This window comes from Achromobacter sp. HZ34 (genome assembly GCF_002209485.1).
Classification (GTDB): domain Bacteria; phylum Pseudomonadota; class Gammaproteobacteria; order Burkholderiales; family Burkholderiaceae_B; genus Bordetella_C.
In genome coordinates this window covers 558,156-576,235 of sequence record NZ_NJIX01000004.1, presented here as the reverse complement: position 1 = coordinate 576,235, position 18,080 = coordinate 558,156, and the positions used below count along the sequence as shown (strand labels likewise).

At 61.0% G+C, this 18,080-nt stretch carries 20 protein-coding genes; 8 read left to right on the top strand and 12 right to left on the bottom strand.

The window, feature by feature from the left end; translation table 11 throughout:
* Window positions 1-42: 42 nt before the first annotated feature.
* The 3 genes from CEY05_RS19090 to CEY05_RS19080 form a co-directional block, all read right to left on the bottom strand.
* Entirely contained in the window at window positions 43-468 is a 426-nt protein-coding gene (locus CEY05_RS19090) for a universal stress protein (protein ID WP_088597056.1), read from the bottom strand.
* A 15-nt stretch (window positions 469-483) separates the two neighbouring features.
* Window positions 484-945, bottom strand: coding sequence for a universal stress protein (locus CEY05_RS19085; RefSeq protein ID WP_198952828.1), 462 nt, complete (start codon window positions 943-945; stop codon window positions 484-486).
* Window positions 946-1,029: 84 nt separating this feature from the next.
* Window positions 1,030-1,392, bottom strand: a complete 363-nt coding sequence (locus tag CEY05_RS19080; protein ID WP_143220505.1) for a hypothetical protein — start codon at window positions 1,390-1,392, stop codon at window positions 1,030-1,032.
* 167 nt (window positions 1,393-1,559) lie between these two features.
* Between CEY05_RS19080 and CEY05_RS19075 the strand changes: the two genes are divergently transcribed.
* Window positions 1,560-2,207, top strand: coding sequence for a BON domain-containing protein (locus CEY05_RS19075; RefSeq protein WP_088597054.1), 648 nt, complete (start codon window positions 1,560-1,562; stop codon window positions 2,205-2,207).
* 116 nt (window positions 2,208-2,323) lie between these two features.
* Here CEY05_RS19075 and CEY05_RS19070 read toward each other — a convergent pair whose 3' ends face one another.
* Genes CEY05_RS19070 through CEY05_RS19050 form a run of 5 tightly spaced genes read right to left on the bottom strand, consistent with a single transcriptional unit; the run spans window position 2,324 to window position 6,599 of the window.
* Complete coding sequence (locus tag CEY05_RS19070) at window positions 2,324-2,989, bottom strand: hypothetical protein (RefSeq protein ID WP_088597053.1); 666 nt, start codon at window positions 2,987-2,989, stop codon at window positions 2,324-2,326.
* Entirely contained in the window at window positions 2,986-3,801 is an 816-nt protein-coding gene (locus CEY05_RS19065; protein ID WP_088597052.1) for an SDR family oxidoreductase, read from the bottom strand. Before CEY05_RS19065 ends, CEY05_RS19070 begins: the two co-directional genes overlap by 4 nt.
* Complete coding sequence (locus CEY05_RS19060; RefSeq protein ID WP_088597671.1) at window positions 3,798-4,469, bottom strand: TenA family transcriptional regulator; 672 nt, start codon at window positions 4,467-4,469, stop codon at window positions 3,798-3,800. The genes CEY05_RS19065 and CEY05_RS19060 overlap by 4 nt, the downstream gene beginning before the upstream one ends.
* Before the next feature lie 25 nt (window positions 4,470-4,494).
* A complete protein-coding gene (locus CEY05_RS19055; protein WP_088597051.1) occupies window positions 4,495-5,979 on the bottom strand; it encodes an AMP-binding protein in 1,485 nt (494 codons plus the stop codon).
* Window positions 5,976-6,599, bottom strand: a complete 624-nt coding sequence (locus CEY05_RS19050; RefSeq protein WP_088597050.1) for a thermostable hemolysin — start codon at window positions 6,597-6,599, stop codon at window positions 5,976-5,978. The genes CEY05_RS19055 and CEY05_RS19050 overlap by 4 nt, the downstream gene beginning before the upstream one ends.
* Window positions 6,600-6,726: 127 nt before the next feature.
* Here CEY05_RS19050 and CEY05_RS19045 point away from each other — a divergent pair, with 127 nt between their 5' ends.
* From CEY05_RS19045 to CEY05_RS19025, 4 genes are all read left to right on the top strand, one after another.
* The gene (locus CEY05_RS19045) at window positions 6,727-7,398 is read left to right on the top strand and encodes a response regulator (RefSeq protein ID WP_088597049.1); all 672 of its coding nucleotides are present in this window, start codon (window positions 6,727-6,729) and stop codon (window positions 7,396-7,398) included.
* The gene (locus tag CEY05_RS19040; protein WP_088597048.1) at window positions 7,395-8,765 is read left to right on the top strand and encodes an ATP-binding protein; all 1,371 of its coding nucleotides are present in this window, start codon (window positions 7,395-7,397) and stop codon (window positions 8,763-8,765) included. The genes CEY05_RS19045 and CEY05_RS19040 overlap by 4 nt, the downstream gene beginning before the upstream one ends.
* A 163-nt stretch (window positions 8,766-8,928) precedes the next feature.
* On the top strand, window positions 8,929-9,540 hold the full coding sequence (locus tag CEY05_RS19035) for a hypothetical protein (RefSeq protein ID WP_143220503.1): 612 nt from the start codon (window positions 8,929-8,931) through the stop codon (window positions 9,538-9,540).
* Between the two features lie 701 nt (window positions 9,541-10,241).
* Complete coding sequence (locus CEY05_RS19025; RefSeq protein ID WP_088597045.1) at window positions 10,242-12,914, top strand: bifunctional acetate--CoA ligase family protein/GNAT family N-acetyltransferase; 2,673 nt, start codon at window positions 10,242-10,244, stop codon at window positions 12,912-12,914.
* A gap of 73 nt (window positions 12,915-12,987) precedes the next feature.
* On the opposite strand, the gene CEY05_RS19020 is transcribed toward CEY05_RS19025, so the two are convergent.
* The 3 genes from CEY05_RS19020 to CEY05_RS19010 form a co-directional block, all read right to left on the bottom strand.
* Window positions 12,988-13,425: a universal stress protein gene (locus tag CEY05_RS19020; protein ID WP_158219358.1), complete on the bottom strand. Its 438-nt coding sequence runs from the start codon at window positions 13,423-13,425 to the stop codon at window positions 12,988-12,990.
* Between the two features lie 88 nt (window positions 13,426-13,513).
* Entirely contained in the window at window positions 13,514-14,161 is a 648-nt protein-coding gene (locus tag CEY05_RS19015; protein ID WP_088597043.1) for a BON domain-containing protein, read from the bottom strand.
* A 169-nt stretch (window positions 14,162-14,330) separates the two neighbouring features.
* Entirely contained in the window at window positions 14,331-14,810 is a 480-nt protein-coding gene (locus CEY05_RS19010) for a CinA family protein (RefSeq protein WP_088597042.1), read from the bottom strand.
* 263 nt (window positions 14,811-15,073) lie between these two features.
* Between CEY05_RS19010 and CEY05_RS19005 the strand changes: the two genes are divergently transcribed.
* Together CEY05_RS19005 and CEY05_RS19000 are read left to right on the top strand one after the other, a co-directional pair.
* Window positions 15,074-15,565, top strand: coding sequence for a Panacea domain-containing protein (locus CEY05_RS19005; RefSeq protein WP_088597041.1), 492 nt, complete (start codon window positions 15,074-15,076; stop codon window positions 15,563-15,565).
* A gap of 181 nt (window positions 15,566-15,746) precedes the next feature.
* Window positions 15,747-16,595 (top strand): hypothetical protein, encoded by an 849-nt coding sequence (locus CEY05_RS19000; RefSeq protein WP_233161594.1) that lies wholly within the window; start codon window positions 15,747-15,749, stop codon window positions 16,593-16,595.
* A 72-nt stretch (window positions 16,596-16,667) separates the two neighbouring features.
* Here the strand turns inward: CEY05_RS19000 and CEY05_RS18995 are convergent, their stop codons facing one another.
* A complete protein-coding gene (locus CEY05_RS18995; RefSeq protein ID WP_088597040.1) occupies window positions 16,668-17,567 on the bottom strand; it encodes an alpha/beta hydrolase in 900 nt (299 codons plus the stop codon).
* A gap of 193 nt (window positions 17,568-17,760) precedes the next feature.
* Here CEY05_RS18995 and CEY05_RS18990 point away from each other — a divergent pair, with 193 nt between their 5' ends.
* Window positions 17,761-18,075: an antibiotic biosynthesis monooxygenase gene (locus CEY05_RS18990; RefSeq protein ID WP_088597039.1), complete on the top strand. Its 315-nt coding sequence runs from the start codon at window positions 17,761-17,763 to the stop codon at window positions 18,073-18,075.
* Window positions 18,076-18,080 lie beyond the last annotated feature (5 nt).

Below are 18,080 nucleotides of genomic sequence, written 5' to 3'. Positions count from 1 at the left end.
CGCCTGGTGGCGCTGGCGCGTGCCCAGCCAGCGAATACTGCGTTACTTGACCACCGTAACTGGAACGTCCGCCAGATGCAGGGTCCGAGTCGTGACCGACCCGAGCCAGAGTCCCGCCGTGGCCGTCAGACCGCGCGACCCCATGACGATCTCGTCGCAGTGATACTCCCGAGCCATCTCCGCGATGAGTTCCGCGGCATGTCCCACTTTGATATGCACCGTGTACGGGGCAGCGACCGCGTCAAGCAGAGTCCGCGCCGGCGCAAGTGCGAGCTCCCCCGTCTCCTCGTGATATTTTCGGATCGTTGCGCTATCGATAAAGATGCGCACGGCTCCCGTACCGAGGGGAATCTGTACGTTGAGCAGATGTAGCATCAAGGGCGCGTATCGCTCCCTCCTGTCGATGACGAACTGCACCGCGCGTATCGCGCAATCGGAACCGTCGAAGGGAATCAAGACCGTGGTCATGGCTGGTGCTCCGGCTTAGCGATACACGACAACAGGAATACGGCAATGCGTCAGCACTTTCTGGGTAACGCTGCCGAGCACTATCGCCCGGACGCCTCCAAGGCCATGCGAACCCATGGCAATCATGCCTGCGCCGCAGCGTTGACCCGTCTCGATGATGGCTTCGTATGGCTCAGGGTGTTCCATCATGGACACGGTGCAGGGAACGAATTCTTTCTCGGCAACGGCCCTGGCGCGGTCCAGTATGTGTTTCGCCCTCTCGCCTTCATATTGTGTGAACTCACTTCTGATACGTTCAAGCTGCGCCACCTCGACCGAAAGCAGACGGAAGGGCTCCGTCACGACCAGGAACGTCACGCGCGCTTTCAGTTCTACTGCAAAGGATACCGCCTGCTCCAACGCGGCAGTTGCGCATTCCGAGCCATCGGTGGGAATCAGGATATGCCTAATCACGATCGTCTCCTTCGTGGGCGTCATGCTGACGCCACGTGCCACCCAGTTTCCTTGCGAAGGCGCGCATATGCCTTGACAAGGATCAAAGAGAAAATTCCGGCTTCCTCATCAATAAGGCCGCTTCCATCGCCCCTCACGGACTTGTACAACGGCCGCTCCGATGGCAAGCAGCAGCAGGGAGGCGGCGATGATGCCGGAGATCCAAGCCAGCGAACCAATGTCTCGATAGCCGAGTACCGTCGGCGCGACAGCCAGCCAGATTCCCATCGCTGCTTCCACGCCCCATTCCGGAAGATCGAAACCGACAAGCGCGGCAACGCCGATTGCGATCAAGGCAATTGCGTCGGCAAATCGGCTCCATCCCGTAACATCGCTAATCGCAAGCGCCGGATCGGCCACGATGAGTATCCAGGGAGATACAAGCGCCGCGGAAATTACCAGTAGCGGAAGCCGTCCCAATTCCGTTTTCAAGGAAGTCACCTCCAGCGATGCACTTGCCGATCTGCGGGAAACCACTATGCGTCGAACAGCAAGCGGGCGATTTGATCCAACTCAAATGGCGCCTTGCCTGTTCGGTACAGGATGGTGGGGAGCGGGCGAATTCTTCCTTGTCCGCCAGACGAAAGGAGCGTGTCATCATGGACGACAAAACTCTGCAGCAGGACGTAACCGATGAATTGAACTTTGAGCCCGGCGTGAACGCCGCGCATATAGGTGTCGCGGTAGACCGGGGAATCGTAACGTTGAGTGGTCACGTGGGCAGCTATCTTGAAAAAATGGCTACCGAGCGTGCGGTCGGGCGGGTACGGGGCGTGCGTGGCATCGCCGAGGAGCTGCAGGTACGCTATCCGAACGATAAACGGGCCGCGGACGATCAGATCGCCGAACGCGCGCTGAATATCCTCGCCTGGTATGCAGGCGTGCCCGGCGGAGCCGTCCAAGTACAAGTACAAAAAGGCTGGGTCACCCTGACCGGTGCGGTCTCCTCAGGCTACCAGCGCTTCAACGCCGAGACCGCCGTTCAACGGCTCCACGGCGTGACAGGGATCACCAATCAGATTCGGATCAAGCCCACCGCAGTGGCCGGCGATGTGCATAAAGTCATCGAGGAGGCATTACGCCGCAATGCCGAGTTGAACGCAAGAAAGGTACGCGTAACCATAGACGGCAGCCGCGCTGTCCTGGAAGGTGCAGTCGGCAGTTGGCGCGAACGCGCCGCAGTGGAGCGCGCAGCGTGGTCGGCACCCGGCGTCATGGCCGTCGAAGACCGGATCACGGTGTCGTAAACGCTGGAAGCGCTTCAACGGCGCGGGCCGAGTAATGAAACCCGCCCGCGGAGGTCACGGCGGCCGGTAAGGCCTGAGGCGCCTGCCGCCCGCTCAGGGCGACTGCAGGCGACACGTCAGTTGCGGATCTCCGCAAGCAACCGCTCTATATCCATTCTCCTGCCTTTGTCGGCGGTTTCCCGGCCTGGCCGTGCCGGTGCCTGCAGGGCCTTTTCCAGATAAGGGACAGCTTCCTGCTTGTGATTGCGATAGACCAGATAGTCAGCGTAGAAGTAGTTCGGATCGATCCCCGCCGGATTGATGGCCAGGGCCTGCTTGAGGTAATACTCCGCCTGATGATTGTCGCCGAAGCCGACCGGCCAGCCTGGCACCTTGTAGTACAGGACGCCGAGACTGTTCAATGCAGACCCATCCAATGCATTGCTGTCGATATCGATCGCGGTCTCGTATTCTTTCTTCGCCCGCTTGGCGATGCTCAATGCACCCAGTCCGCCCTTGGCCCCCGCCCACGAACTCAGGATGATGCCCTCCCAGATGTGCGGCTCCGCCCGCGTCGGATATTTCGTGGTCAGGTCGTGCGCCTTCGCCGAAAGTTCCTCGAACGCGGCCGCCCGCTTGTCCTGGGGCGTCTCATACTGGATCTCTGCCCAGGCGGACTGAAGACCCGCGATACCCCTGTCCAAGTCCGCGGGCGCGGCGACCGCGGAAGACAGTCCCCACCGGGCACAGCCTGAAATCAAGGCGGCGGCTGCGGTGGCTTGCAAGAACAAACGACGATTCATGAGGAAACTCCATTGGGTTGCCGCACGGCATCCAATGCGCGGCGGTGTTTGGCGAAGGCGCTATCCAGCAGCCGAGGAAAGAGGGCATTCAAACGAACCGCCAGGGCTTCGAACGCGCCCGCGTAGCGTTGTGCCTCCCCTTTCTTCAGCAAACGAACGACGCATTGGGCGACGACGTCGGGCGTGTCCGTTGCCGAGCCCGTGGCAGCATTGAAGGAGCGAACCTCCGCCGAATTGAAAGGCGTATCGATGGCGCGTGGGGCGTAATACTGAACCCGTAGTCGGGTGTCCGCGAGCTCACGCCGCAAAGCTTCGGTGTAGACGCGTAGCGCCGCCTTGCTCGCACCATAGACTGAGAATCCGGGAACGCCCAGGCTGCCGAGAATGGAGCCGATATTCAATATGGCAGCCTCCGGCATCGACCTCAGTTCAGGCACCAAGGCCCCAGTCAGCAGCATCGGTGCCAGAATGTTCGTCTCGACCACCAGTTGCGCACGTTCCGGGCTTATCTGCTCCGCCGCGCCAAACGCCGGTACGGCGGCGTTGTTGATCAGGACGTCGACGCACCGGGCCTGCGCGGCATCGATCACGGCTGCCCGCCCATGCCCTGTCGTAATATCGACCGCGAGTATGTCCACGGACGCACGGTCATGAGGATCGATGCTGAGCGTGTTCGCCAAGGCGACGAGCGCGTCCGCGCTGCGGCCTACCAGCAGCAGGCGCGACCCTTCCGCATGCAATCGCCGGGCGATTGCACTGCCCAGGCCCCCTGATGCGCCGGTGAGCAACACAGATGCCTTCGACAGGTTCATGCATCGCTCCTTTCCATGCCGTTGCGGGGCAGTCCGCGAAAGATGGCACCGTACAGACGGTAGAACATCCTGGCGGCGTGAACGACGGCTTCCTGATCCGATGGAGCGTCCAGCGTGTCCATCAACTCGGCAAAGTGCGCTGTGTGCAGCTTGTCCAGGTTCCCGTGCGACCGCAAATAACTGAATGCATTGTCCGGCAATGCCAATGTGCGCTGGATCCGGTCGGCAGCATTGAGCGCCAGCGCCACACTGGTCCCTTCCAGAACGTGGACCATGCCGAAAAAGCCGACAGGATTCCCCCGTGCGATGGTGTCATAGGCATATGCCACCATGACCTCCGTCTCCGGACCCGGACCCGCGGCGCGAACCGCCTCGGCTTCATGCCCAAGCGCGGCCAGATCAGCCAGGATCCACGAGTCGTGCCCCGCTTCCTCGTCGATGTACTCATCCAACGCCGGATGCAACCACGCCAGGCGTATTGGCAGGGCGGCACGGCAAGCATGCAGCAGCGGCACCGTATGCCGTACATGGTGATAGGCTTCTTGCAGGAAGGCTTTGTATGCCGGCAGGGTCACATCACCACGCAGGCAGTCCTGGATGACAGGTGTCTGGATAAGCCTGTCGCGGTCTTCCGCCGTGCGGGTGAGCAATTGAGCGAAGAATGTCATGGCGTTGTAGTCGAGTGAATGTTGGTCACTGCAGGGCGGCGCGACGCTCGCCGCCGAACAGATCATGATGCAGGGAAAAAATGCGGTCACGGCGCGGCCGCCCATTCGCGGTCGCCAACTCCGCGTCCGCCGAAAACGGCGCGCGCGCGCGCATCCAGTTACCGATGCGTGCATAGTCGGGCAGCGCGGCGTTGGCCTCATCGATGGCGCTTTGCACCTCGATGTCCGTGGCACCGGGAGCCGGCCAGACCACGGCGCCCAGCGATGGCTGAGCCTCACCGAACACGACGGCGTGGTGAATGCACGGCGAGCCAGTCAACCGCAGTTCGACCCATTCCGGCGATACGTTGCGGCCAAAGCTGGTAATCAAGACGTTCTTCTTGCGGCCCAGGATATGCAGAAAGCCAGCTGCATCGATATTTCCAAGGTCACCCGTAGCGAACCACGCATCCCCGACAGGGGGCTGACCCAGATATCCCAGGGCGACCGTGCCACTTACCATGACCTCGCCGTCCTCGGCGACACGCAGATGGGAGTGCGGCAACGCCCTGCCAGCGGAGCCTGGCAGATCGGCATCAGGCAGGTTCAGTGTCTGTACAGATGCGCCTTCAGACAGCCCATATCCTTCGTAGGCGGGCAAACCGATTTTCCTGGCCTTGGCCAGCAGCGCGGCACCCACCGCCGCCCCTCCTACCGGCATGAAGCGCAGGCTTGCCGGGGGCGGCGTCGTGGTCATGTCGAGCCATTCGCCGTAAACGCGCAGCATTTGCGGCAACATGATGACGCTGTGGGCAGCGCTGCCGTCCAGGGCGAGATGAAAAGCGCGCGGATCGAAAGTCGAGGAGCCGCGCAGTCCAACGGCCTGCAATGGCAAGACCGACACCGTGGCCCCCATGAGCAATGGCGCGTATATCCCGGCGATATTCTCCAGCAGGATCGGCAGCGGCAAGGCGTTCATATGCCGCGACAAGCCTAGCGGATCAAGCGCTGCGGCAAGCTCCTCTGCAACCGTCAACAACTGCGTTGAGCCCAGGCATACGCCCTTCGGCATGCCCGTGGTGCCGGACGTGAACGTTATCTTCTGCGTTCCTTGATGAATACCTACAGCAGCCACCGACCGCCGCAGCAGCTGTGCATTGCCCAGCCCGGAAGACGGCTTGGCCGAGAATCCGAGGGCAGCAAGAGGCTGCGCCGTCAGGGCGTCGCACACCACAGTGTCCGCGCCGACCTGTTCGAGCACGAAGGCCAATTGTTGCGGCGAAAAAAAAACCGGAATTGGAACGTGGACGATGCCCGCCATGAGGCAGGCCAGATCGAGTGCCACCCAGTCCGCGCCATTGTCCAGGATCGACGCAATAGTGCGCGAGCGCAACGCGAGCAGCGCTTCGGCAAGGCTGTTCACGTGCGCAAGCAAATCGGCGTAGGAGCGCGTCCTGCCCTCTTCGACCAAGGCAACATCGGCCTGCCGGTCGGTGGCGGCGATCCGAGCGAAGAATTCGGCGACGTTCATGCCTCGCTCTCCTGGAAGCGCGACACGATACAGGCGAGCCGACCGGCGAATACCTGAGGCGCATGGTCATAATACGTGCCCCACTGCGCTTTCTCGCGGGCATCGAGCAGATCCGGTCGTGCGAGCGACAAGGGCTGATGCGCCAAACCCATGCGCGAAAACAGATGATGCAGCTCGCCGGTCAAGGTGCAGACGCTCCATTCAAATCCGGCGTCGTGAAGATGCTTCGCCAGGTAAGGGACGAGCAAGCGCCCGGCGCCCGGACGTACCGAGGCGAATTGCCCTGCCTCCACCACGCGTTTCCTGGATACGGAAATCCCCTGCTCCGCCATGTACTGCTCCACGGGCGCTGCCAGGTATCGCTCGAGGAACAGCACCTCGGTGGCCGGCCGATAGCCGGCGGCGGCCAGGATTTCGCCATCCGCCTGCAGGCTGACCAGCGTCGGCATCCACGCGGTAATGTGGGCGCCGAAACGCGCCCGGTATCTATCCCGAATGTAGGTTTCCACGCGGCCCCGGGCCACGTCCGTGCCGGAATGAATATGCAGGGAAAAATGGGGCGTGGGGTGCGCTCCCGTGACCAATTCCGAGCTGCCTATGCCTGTCCTGAATCGCGGCATATGATGATCCAATCGAAACATTGGTTTGATCCTTTTGTCGATGGGCCGCAGAATAGGCGCCGAACCTTAACCGCACATTAAGCGGACAGGGGACATGAGGACTGCTACGCGCACACAGGAACCGTGAATGAGAATTCTCATCATCGAGGATGACCCGCAGATCGGCGATGGGTTGAAGAAGGGACTGCGGCTGCTAGGCTATGCGGTAGATTGGTTCGGTAGCGCAGCGGAGGGAGACCGGGCGATGGCAGTCGTGCATTACGATGCCGTGGTCCTGGATCTGGGCCTGCCGGGCGAGGACGGAATAGCGGTGCTAAAGCGCTGGCGCAGCGCAGGAAGAACGCTTCCAGTTGTCATTCTCACCGCGCGCGATGCAGTCGAAAGCAGGATCGCGGGACTGGACGCAGGCGCGGATGATTACCTGATCAAGCCGATCACGCTCGATGAACTGGCGGCACGGCTACGGGCCGTTACCCGGCGCGGCGCCGGCAAACCCGAGCCGGTCTGGCGGCATGGCCAGCTTGAATATCAACCGTCCTCCCACGAGGTGCGCTGGCATGGCAAGCCGATCGATGTGACGGTTCGAGAGGCCTTGCTATTGGAAGTCTTTCTGACGCACCCCAATCGAGTCCTGACGCGCGAGTTCATCCGCGACAAGCTCTATGACTGGGACGGAGATATCGAAAGCAATGCGCTGGAAGTCTACGTGCATCACTTGCGTAAGAAGATCCACCCCAAGTTGATACGTACGTTGCGCGGATCCGGATATGCCTTGGGCCAGCTGGACAATCTCTCATGACGCTGCAGCGAAGACTCATCATCGCGGTACTGCTGGCTGCGCCCCTCGCGTGGATGTTGACGATCGCAGCCACCTATTGGCGCGCGCACCACGAGATCAACGAGCTTTACGATACTGACATGGTGAGGCTCGCCGGACAGACGATAGCCGTGGCCGCGCTGCTTCCCCATTCTGACGCCGCCCAAGCGGCACCGCTCGTCATTGAGCCCAAAGGCGATCTCGGCAATGCCGGGCTGGATAACGTGGCGTTGACGATCTGGCGCGCGTCCGGCGAACCCCTGGTCGTCGATCCTGTCGCAGGACAATTCCCACGCGGCGGAGATCGCGACGGTTTTGTGGATAGCGTGATAAACGGCGCTCCCTGGCGTCTCTATTATGTGCACGATGAGAAGAGCGGCATCTCCCTGGCCGTAGGCCAGCGCATGGGGGAACGGGACGAACTCATACTTGCCTACGTCATCAGCCAGATCGTGCCTTGGCTGATCGGACTGCCGATATTGCTGGCCCTGCTCTATTACTCGGTACGCCGCGCGCTTCGTCCGATGACGCAGATATCCTCTGGCCTGGAACGGCGCAGCCCGGATGACCAGACACCTTTGCCGGAGGAAGATGCCCCTGGTGAATTGCGTGCATTGCTGCGTGCCATGAATGGACTGCTGCGCCGTGTTGGCCGCCTGATCGATCAGGAGCGCCGCCTCACCGCCGACGCTGCACACGAACTGCGAACGCCTTTGGCGGCGCTGCGCGCGCAGTGGGAAGTGCTCCAGCGCGCTGATGATGGAGATGTAAAACGAGAATCCGAGGAAAGGGTAACCCGGGGACTGGAACGCCTGGACAGGCTCGTTTCCCAGCTCTTGACCATGGCTCGTCTCGACTCCACGACGCGGGCGAACTTCGGCCATCAGGTCAACTGGAGAACAATTATCGATCAGGCGGTGAGCGATTGCCTGTGGCTCTCGAACCGGAGGGACGTCGATATCGACGTCGAATGGCCGGACAAGTCTCAGGCACCGCTTCCGATTGCAGGCGACACCGACGCTCTGGCAATCCTTTTACGGAATCTGCTCGATAACGCAATCCGTTATGGACCATGCGGAGGGCGAGTCCGCGTGGTACTGACACCCACCCGGATTTTTGTCGACGACCAAGGGGAAGGCATAGACGCCGATCTGTTGCCTCGCCTCGGTGATCGATTTTTTCGTGCCGCTGGAAATCAAGAGGCGGGCAGCGGACTCGGTGTTTCCATTGCCATGCGGATCGCCCAGAACCATGGACTGGTCCTTCGGTACAGCAAGCGAGAAACGCAGCCCGGTCACGGTCCGGATGCCTTCGGCAACGGCATGAGAGTGACGTTGATGCGGGGGTGATGCGCCGCGCATTGGAACCTGCGGGTGGCTGGTGCTAGTGCCACACCGATTGCTGCCCATAGGCTTGACGCCAGTCAAATGGTGACGAGCCTGTTCAGGCGTATTGTCTCTGGACGCTCAAGACCAGCAGACTGACCACCTGCCAAGCGCCCGAGGAGTTGCCATGAACAAATCAGCTGCTCTCGCTCTGTACAGCGCAGTTTCGATCGCTTCAGTCACATCATGTACGCGTGTCGCCGCCGAAGAGCCCCCGACGCTTGTCTCTCCCTCCATACTGCAACAAGTAGAGGGGGCATCCGATGCGACGCTGAAGAGGCTTTATAACCGTGTTCCCGAAGCCCGGAATGTGATGGATGCTGCAGCCGGGCTGCTCATCATTCCGCGCATGCATGCGAGTGGCGACGTCCTGGGTGTCGCTTACGGGCGAGGCGTCATGCGTGAAGCAGCGGGGCGGCATACATACTACAACGTTGTCGTAGGTCCAACAGCCGCTTATGCGGGCCTGGATGGCAAGGCGGTTTTCCTGATCTTCCTTTCCAAGGACTCGCTTTTTAACTTCCGCAGCGGCCTTATCTGGGCGGACGGGTTGAACGGGACACTCGCGGTGACCAGCAACCCCGCTGCGTTGCACCGTGCCAACGAACCTCCAGACCACATCCCGACGCTTATCCTGACACCGCGAGGGCTGGTAAACGGGCTGTCATTGAAGGGCGGACAGTTCATCAAGGTGCCGGTCTACATGTGCGCGCTTTCGACAGACGCCCCCTGCCCCTGACACCCTCGTGCAGAAGTGACCATGCCCGCGGCCACTGCGCTCGCAAAGGCTCACGATGCCGAATTGGTCGGCATACATGTGCAAGATTCGATGAGCGTATATGAGGCGGCCTATCCCATGATCCAGCCCTTGGTGGGTGAGAGTCACCTTGAGCTGCTGGCAGAAAGCCGGGTGCTCTCCTGGCGTAGAACCAGCGTATGCATGGCAGATGTCGCAGCAGCACATCCGCACGCCTGACGGCGATACAACAGCGGTTCGTGCCGAGAATGCAGCGTAGCACCTGTGGAATCGACTGCCCCATGCGGCAGACTCTCTAGGAGGTCGGTTCTGTCTTCCATCAGGCGTGGAAAGAGGGCCTCAAGGGTCTGACGGTCTATCGCGCGGACCCAACCATGCCTGCAGAGCTCGAAAAATATGGGCAATAGAACCTTCGTAGCGCTTGCGGGCGATGGCAACTCAGCGCGAGAAAAGCCCGGGAGCACCATGACGAGCATATCTGGCGCGCTCAGCCGCAAGGGCTATCCGAGCTTGCCCATGCGCTGTTCCGGAGCAACCTATCACGCGACTGCGCTATGCATGTTGATTTCCGTCAACCGTCACGCGCGGCTTACGCCCCATCATTGATGAAGAAGCGCATGGGTAGCGAGCCCCTGCTCGGACGGTCGTTACAGCGCCGACCTGGCAATTGAAACGAATAGATCATGAGCATGCGTAACCTCGATTCCTTGCTCCATCCTCAATCCGTCGTAGTCATCGGCGCATCAGAGCGCGCCTATGCCGTAGGCACGCAAGTGCTTAAAAATATGCTGGGCGGCGGCTTCACGGGGCAGATCCTTGCCGTGAATCCGAAATACCCGCGCGTCGCAACGTTGCCGTGCTATCGCAACGTCACCGAAATCCCGACGGGAGCAGATCTGGCCGTCATCTGCACACCGGCTGAAACCGTTCCCCGTCTGATCGAACAACTTGGCGCCGTGGGAACCAAGGCAGCCATCGTGCTGAGCGCGGGCATGTCGTCCAGGTCTTCTGCCGGCCGGCAAACACTCAGAGAAGCGATGCTCGTAGCAGCGCGCCCTCACCTGCTACGTATCCTGGGGCCAAACTGCCTGGGAATACTTGCGCCCGGGATCGGCCTGAATGCGAGCTTTGCTCAAAGCATGGCTTTGCCAGGCCGCCTGGCGTTGATATCCCAGTCGGGCGCCGTGGCCACCGCGCTATTGGATTGGTCGAATAGCCGGGGGATTGGCTACTCCTACTTCATTACTCTCGGCGAAAGTGCCGATGTGGATGTGGGCGACCTCCTGGACTACATGGCACAGAGCGCCGACGCAGATGCCATATTGCTGCACTTGGAAGCGATCGCCGCCGGCCGGAAGTTCCTGTCAGCGGCACGCCGCGCAGCGCGCAATAAACTGGTAGTGGTGGTGAAGGCAGGACGTGCTGCACAAGGCGCGCTCGCCGTGTTCACACATTCAGGCGCCTTGGCGGGCTCAGACGTCATCTACGATGCCGCGCTTCGCCGTGCCGGAATGCTGCGGGTCCGTACGATGGAGGAACTGTTTGCGACGGTCCAGACGCTCGCACGCGCCAAGCCGCTTCGGGGTGAACGGCTGGCAATCGTGACCAACGGCGGTGGAATCGGGGTGATGGCGACGGACGCCCTGATCGAGGCTGGCGGCGCATTGGCCGAGCTCGATTCCGCGACGTTGAGCGAGCTGGACACGATCCTGCCCCCTACCTGGTCCCATGGGAATCCCGTAGACATCGTCGGCGATGCGACTGCCGCCCGCTATGCGAAGGTAGCGAGTGCCATCCTGGCCAGCGCCAGCACTGATGCAGTGGTCTTCCTGCACGCGCCCACCGCCATCGTCCCAAGCGAGGACGTCGCCCTTGCCTTGGTGCCGGCCATAAGGGCTTCCTCGAAAACCGCATTCACGGCCTGGCCGGGCGGCGCCAGCGTGGAATCGGCAAGGCATCGCTGCGAGGGTGCCCGCGTACCTTTTTATGAAACGCCTGAACAGGCTGTCCAGGCTTTCACGCATACGGTCTGGCACAGGCGCAACCAGGCCATGCTCATGCAGACGCCTGAGCTCGATCCAGTACTGCCGGCAACACGCACTGCCACCACTGAGACTTACATCCGTCAACGGTTGCATGAGGGCCCTGGGTTGCTTCCCGGCCTGGCCGCGATGGATGTGCTGCGTGCCTATGGGATCCCTTGTCTCGATACCAAACTGGTACGTGATGCAGACGAGGCCGTGGAAATGGCAACGGAACTGGGTTACCCACTGGCTCTCAAGGTCTACTCCAAGGAGATCTTCCACAAGTCAGACGTCGGCGGCGTTGTCCTGAACCTGGAGGATGCCGCCCAGCTACGACTTGCGGTTGCTTCAATACACCAGCGAATCACCTGTCTGCCTGGTTCACCCCGCATCGAGGGATTCTTGCTGCAAAAGATGGTGCGCCGCGTTGGCGCGGTCGAGCTTCTGATAGGAGCGTCGGTCGACCCGGTGTTCGGGCCCGTGGTCCTGGCCGGCCACGGAGGCGCGGTGGTCGAGGTCCTGGCCGATCGCTCGGCCGGCATCGTGCCGCTAAATGACGTCCTGGCGCGCGACATGCTGCAGCGTACGCGCGTTCACCAGCTGCTGCTAGGCTACCGGAACACACCTGCCGCCGACGAGGACGCCATATGCCGCGTCATCATCGCACTGTCCCAGCTGATGTGCGAGGTGCCGCAAATAGCGAGCGTAGACATTAATCCGCTGCTTGCCGACGCTGACGGCGTTGTCGCCATGGACGCTCGCATCCAGGTCCAGGCATACAGCGGCTTGCCGAATGATCGCCTCGCCATTCTTCCTTATCCTTCCCATCTGCAGGAAACATTGGTATGGCGCGGTTCACCGCTGACGATTCGGCCCGCGCGGGCACAAGACGAAGCCCTGTATCAGGAATTCTTCGCGGCCATGGCTGCCGACGATGTCCGCCACCGCTTTTTCGGGATGATTCGCCAACTGCGGCATCGGGACCTGGCCAGCATGGCCCAATTAGATTACGACAGGGAGATAGCGCTCCTGGCGGTACGGAATGATACGGACGCAAGCATGCAACTCCTTGGTGAAGCGCGAGCGGCCGCGGATCCGGACAATGAGGTCGCTGAGTTTGCGATCATGGTCCGGTCGGAGCTCAAAGGGTGTGGACTCGGCTCCCTGTTGCTGGATCGGTTGATCCACTTTTGTCGGAGCAAGGGTACGCGCTACCTGTCTGGTACGGTCATGCGGGATAACATTTCAATGCTGGCTTTGGCGCGCCGGTGCGGCTTCACTGTAGCGGGGACGGCCGAGAGGGGTGAGATCTTCATCAGCCTTGCGCTGTAGTCGGGCAGATCCAGATCGTCCCGCTGAAGCTGCGCCGGATGCTGCATCTCTATCGGAAGCCCGCGCCCTGAAACTAGCGATAAACCAGTACCGGAATGTGGCAATGGGTCAGTACTTTCTGTGTCACGCTACCAAGCACGACAGCCCGTATACCCCCCATGCCATATGAACCCATCGCGATGATGTCGACACCGCCTTGGCGAGCGGTTTCTATGATCGTCTCGTAGGGCTGGCCATGTTCGACATGCCGCACGGAACTCGTGACACCAGCCTGTGCGGCCACCGCCGTGGCCCGTTCGAGGATGCGATATGCGCGCTCACTCTGATGTTGTACAAACTCGCCCTTGACGCGCTCGCCCTGCGAGGATTCAGCGGATAGTGGCCGAAAAGGTTCGGTAGCCACCAGGAATGTCACTTTGGCCTGCAACTGCGCGGCCAGGGATACCGCCCGATCCAGGGCGGCGGTCGCACACTCGGATCCATCGGTGGGAATAAGAATGTGGCTCATCATGAATTTCTCCTGGTGATTTCCGGCGTTCATTCCATGCCACGCCCTGGCATGCCGTGCCAAGCCGCTTCCCGCGCGCCGTGTATCCTGTTCACAGCACCTGCATTCGATCTCGGACCAAGGTGACTCCCGGGATCGACCAGGCGACACGCCGGATGGCACGTCGCTCATACCAGTTTCTGACGGTTCCCGTTAGTACGACATTCCCGCAGGTGTGGATCACAGCGATATCCGAACTGCGGATCTCTGCATTCCGACGCAGCGCGCCCGTCGTCGACTGCATGGGATCGATGGCGCGTAAACGGGCCCGAACAGTCAACAGATTTATGATCCCTACGACTCCAGCCAACTGCCCGACGATCCGTTCACATTCTTCCCTCTGGAAATTCCAGTCCACCACACCCCGTAACGTGACCCAGCCTCGCCTGACGAAAACTTTCACTGCGCCAGCCGGGATAGCGGCTGCCCAAGCGAGGCAACGCTCAACCCGCCACAGCAGCGACTCATCACTGACTCCGTCAGGACTCTCGATAAGCACCAGGATCTCCTGGATGCTCTCGACAACGCCCGCAACTCGACGAACAGCGCGGGTTGCGCGGCACTTCTCGGCGTAGGAAGCTACGGTACCCGTGAGCAATACAATGCCGTCTCCGACTTGTACTTGGAGTGTCGCGTTTCCCAAGCCGGTAGCGGAGGCGAGTTCCTCCTGTACTCGCATGCACACCAGGGTGTCGTCCATGGCGGTCCCATCCCGTTTCGCGCCCGCAAGCGGCTGTCTATATCGGCATCTCTTTTTTCAGACTGTCTACCACGAACGCGCGGGCGGCTTTGACGCACGTCAAGGCAGGGAACCACAAAGCAAGCCTATGGCGTCTTCTCTCTGCGACTCTCTGGATGAGCGCCGGCGACTACCCCAGCATTTTGTCCAGGAGGTCCAAAGCCGCGGATGCGAAGACCTCCATATTGCGGCCCCGGTCCGCGTCACCGGTTTCAACCGTGATGGTTTTCCCTTGCGGCCCGCGTACCGCCAGGCAGGCGTGCCCGGCGGCGTCGCCATAGCGGTTGCCGCTCGGTCCGCTGGCGCCGGTTTCGGCCAGCACCCAGGTTGTCTGCAGCTTGCGTTGCAGGCCTTCGGCCAGAAAGGCGGCGTAGGCTTCGGTCGCCGATCGCATGCCGTCCGGGAGCGTCAACGGCAGATCGAGCAGCGCATGGCGGGACTGGGCCGTATAGACCACGGCGCCGCCGATGAAGTAAGCCGACGCGCCCGGCACGGATAGCAGGCTGGCGGCGATCAAACCGCCCGCGGAACTTTCCACGGTGCCTAGCGTGTGGCCACGCTGCTTGAGTTTGCTGGCGATAGCTTGCGCGCGCAATTGCAGTTCGTTCATCGCGGTTCTCGATCGTTGGTTGAGATGTGCAGACTGTATCCCAGTTGCGAATCCGTGTAGCGCTGCGTCTGAAGGTATTCGCTGGCGGCTGCATGTCCGCGGCGCGCCTGTTTGTCACGAATGCGTAAAAGCGCCGTGACAGAAATCTTCCGCCGACCGTGCCCGAAACACGCGTGAAGCGTTGAGAGCCCGAAGCCGTTGGCGTAGTGTGCTTGCACACACCATCTCGGCGAGATGCGTGTCTCATCAAGACGGAGACCATCATGTCAATCGAGCCCCTTCAACTTGGTAGCGAACTCGTCAGGCGTATCGAAGCCAAGGGCAAAACCGTGACGAACTTGTCTATCCAGAAACTCGCCTATTTCTGCCATGGCTGGCACCTTGCTTTCCTGGATGCACCACTCGTGGAGCAAAGGTTCGAGGCGTGGAGGCTGGGCCCGGTCCTGCCCAAGCTCTATCGTACCTACAGACCCTTCTCGTGCAATCCGCTATCGGCGACGCATCCGATTTTTACACGCCAGACATCTCTTCCCGCAGACTCGGATTCCGCTGAACTGATAGACGTCGTGGTGGATGAGTATGGAGACTACAGTGCCGCGGAGCTTATCGCGCGCACACAGGAACCCGGAGGGCCGTGGGAACAGGTATGGCTGAAGCATATCGAGGCTGGAAAAATTTCGCACGCATCGATCAAGGCCCACTTTCAAGAGAAAGAACGACGGGCTGTCCGACTCTCGGCCGCGCTTCAACCATAAAGTGAAAAGGGACCGCACAGACATGACTAACCCCTCGAAGACAAAAGACCTGCCAGCATCAAGTCCATCCCTCATTTGGCCGAAGAAAAACTCATGGGCCAGATGGCTTCGGCTAGCAGAGGACATATCAGACGCACCTCACACTACCGCCTCAAGCCCCCCTGGTACAGAGGCGCCCAGATTGACAATCTACTCCGAGCGCGTAGTCGCCTTCATAGATATCCTTGGCTTCAAGGATATTGTCATGCGATCGGTCGAAGACGTGGATCTCGAGTGTCGAATTCACAACGCCTTGGATGTTTGCCATGACGATCTGGCTGAAATTTTCGCTGCAGAGATCGATTTGGGTTGGGACCCTACGGATTTCGACGAACGCCTCCATACGTTCTCGGACTGCATCGTGATATCGGTCAGGCCACAGGCGGAGGAAATAGGCCTATTGATTTTCATGGTCTTCCGAATTTGTCGTCAGCTTTTGGAAGACGGCTTTCTGAGTCGCGGAGGCGTCGCCAAAGGACTGCTTTACCATCGCGTCAATCCGCGACGTCATCCTGCTGGCGAGGCACGCGGAACGCGGGGACACTCGCCCCCCGTAACCATGGTCTTCGGCCCGGCATTTGTCGAGGCATATAACTTCGAAAGCGTGCACGCAGATGGCTCACGCGTGATACTTCAAACCAAAGTGTGGCGCGAGATAGACCACTATTGCACCAGCCACCCCGACCGAAAACTGGCACAATTTTTCCGCGCACATATAAGGCGTGCTGACGACGGGCCCGCTTATGTCGACCTCTTTGCGGACTTCGTCTGCAGTGGCAGCTTCTACAGCGCCAAACGAAATCTCGATGACGAAATCAGGACTATCAAGAAGCACGTTTGCGATGCACTTGACGTAACAGCGGACAAACCTCGTTATTTCAGGAAGAGCGCATTATTGGCTCGCATGTTCAATCGCGCCGTCACGGAGAGCAGGCGGGACGAACACCTGATTCCCGGATCGATATTGCCCTCATCCCATCCCGCGCCATAGGGCGCCCGTTGCAGGAGCCCACGTTGACGGCGTTGCCGGGAGTGCCGGCGTTGCCGTCGTTGCAGGCCAAAACTAAGGGCGGGTCGCGCAGGGCTGTGTGTTCTCGATGAAAGACACGATGTCGTCCAGCACCGGAGCGCGCCAGCGCAGGGGGCGTGACAAGGCGCCCACCAATAGCTTGTGGCCGATGTCCGGATAGCGGATCACCTTTACGCACGCACCCGCAGCTTCCAGGGCCTGTGCCAGATGCCCCGTGTTGCGCACCGGATCCACAGTCGTGTCGGCCGTTCCCGTCACCAGCAACGCCGGCACTCCCGCCCCGCCGGCGTGGGCGATGGGCTGCGTATCGGCCGGGGTATCCGGATAATTGAAGACCGGTCGTAGATCCCGACCCGTGATCGGCAGGAAATCGTAGGGACCCGCCATGCCGACCCAGCCCGCCAGCCGGGCATTGCGGACACCCGCCCCGTCCAGCCAGCGTGGATCCAGAGCCAGCATGGCGGCGATGTAGCCGCCCGCGCTATGCCCGGCAACGAACAGCCTGCCCGGATTACCGCCATACTGCGCGATGTTCGCAAAGGTCCAGGCGGTGGCCTGCGCTGCGTCCTGCAGGAAGCCGGGGTAGGAGACCTCGGGGTAAAGGCGATAGTCCGCCACCACCGTCACGATGCCATGCGTAGCCAGGGCATCCCCCACGAAGCGGTAGTCCGCTCGCTCCCCACTGCGCCAGCCGCCACCATAGAAAAACACGACGACGGGTGCGTCGCGGGCATCGATGGGCGCATAGACGTCCAGGCGCTGCCGCGGCAAGGGCCCATACGCAACGCCGTTCACCGTCTTGCTGGCATCGCCAGGAACCGCGCCATTGATGAAGGCAAGGGGCGAGCAACCTGTCAGCATCGCGGGCAGGAAGCCGCTAAGGAAGAGCAGTCGGCCCCAGCCACGCGGGCCGGGCAGAAAATTGGGGGACATAAGGCGCTCCGCGCATTGCACATTCCCCCTATACGTAGCCCGGACCGGATTGGATGCAGCGCGGCAGCCACAAGGCCTGGGCAACCGCTAGCCGACAACGGCGGAGGGAACTCAGGTCAAGGCACCTGAAGCTTCCAGAATCCGAGTCAGGTACAGTGACGTAGCGTACCAGCCTCAACCAAGGACACCTCCCATGTACATCGCCATGAACCGCTTCAAAGTCGCCCCCGGATCCGAGCAGGAATTCGAGCAGCTATGGATGAACCGCGATACGCATCTGAAGGACGTGCCGGGCTTTGTGGAATTTCATCTGCTGCGCGGCCCGCAGAAAGACGATCACGTGCTCTATTCCAGTCATACGATATGGGCGAATCACGCGGCTTTCGAGGGGTGGACCAAGTCCGAGGCGTTCCGGGCAGCCCACCGCAATGCCGGCGGCGGCACGCGGTCGCTGTACCTGGGACACCCCGAATTCGAAGGCTTCGAGGTCATCCAGACGGTGAAGTGACACCG

Bases quoted from the DNA above. Each gene is read 5' to 3' on its own strand.
- CEY05_RS19005 (WP_088597041.1), top strand. From the start codon at position 15,074: ATGTCAATCGAGCCCCTTCAACTTGGTAGCGAACTCGTCAGGCGTATC.
- CEY05_RS19045 (WP_088597049.1), top strand. From the start codon at position 6,727: ATGAGAATTCTCATCATCGAGGATGACCCGCAGATCGGCGATGGGTTG.
- CEY05_RS19015 (WP_088597043.1), bottom strand. From the start codon at position 14,161: ATGGACGACACCCTGGTGTGCATGCGAGTACAGGAGGAACTCGCCTCC.
- CEY05_RS19075 (WP_088597054.1), top strand. From the start codon at position 1,560: ATGGACGACAAAACTCTGCAGCAGGACGTAACCGATGAATTGAACTTT.
- CEY05_RS19065 (WP_088597052.1), bottom strand. From the start codon at position 3,801: ATGAACCTGTCGAAGGCATCTGTGTTGCTCACCGGCGCATCAGGGGGC.
- CEY05_RS19090 (WP_088597056.1), bottom strand. From the start codon at position 468: ATGACCACGGTCTTGATTCCCTTCGACGGTTCCGATTGCGCGATACGC.
- CEY05_RS18995 (WP_088597040.1), bottom strand. From the start codon at position 17,567: ATGTCCCCCAATTTTCTGCCCGGCCCGCGTGGCTGGGGCCGACTGCTC.
- CEY05_RS19025 (WP_088597045.1), top strand. From the start codon at position 10,242: ATGAGCATGCGTAACCTCGATTCCTTGCTCCATCCTCAATCCGTCGTA.
- CEY05_RS19060 (WP_088597671.1), bottom strand. From the start codon at position 4,469: ATGACATTCTTCGCTCAATTGCTCACCCGCACGGCGGAAGACCGCGAC.
- CEY05_RS19020 (WP_158219358.1), bottom strand. From the start codon at position 13,425: ATGATGAGCCACATTCTTATTCCCACCGATGGATCCGAGTGTGCGACC.
- CEY05_RS19055 (WP_088597051.1), bottom strand. From the start codon at position 5,979: ATGAACGTCGCCGAATTCTTCGCTCGGATCGCCGCCACCGACCGGCAG.
- CEY05_RS19050 (WP_088597050.1), bottom strand. From the start codon at position 6,599: ATGCCGCGATTCAGGACAGGCATAGGCAGCTCGGAATTGGTCACGGGA.
- CEY05_RS19010 (WP_088597042.1), bottom strand. From the start codon at position 14,810: ATGAACGAACTGCAATTGCGCGCGCAAGCTATCGCCAGCAAACTCAAG.
- CEY05_RS18990 (WP_088597039.1), top strand. From the start codon at position 17,761: ATGTACATCGCCATGAACCGCTTCAAAGTCGCCCCCGGATCCGAGCAG.
- CEY05_RS19035 (WP_143220503.1), top strand. From the start codon at position 8,929: ATGAACAAATCAGCTGCTCTCGCTCTGTACAGCGCAGTTTCGATCGCT.
- CEY05_RS19040 (WP_088597048.1), top strand. From the start codon at position 7,395: ATGACGCTGCAGCGAAGACTCATCATCGCGGTACTGCTGGCTGCGCCC.
- CEY05_RS19085 (WP_198952828.1), bottom strand. From the start codon at position 945: ATGACGCCCACGAAGGAGACGATCGTGATTAGGCATATCCTGATTCCC.
- CEY05_RS19070 (WP_088597053.1), bottom strand. From the start codon at position 2,989: ATGAATCGTCGTTTGTTCTTGCAAGCCACCGCAGCCGCCGCCTTGATT.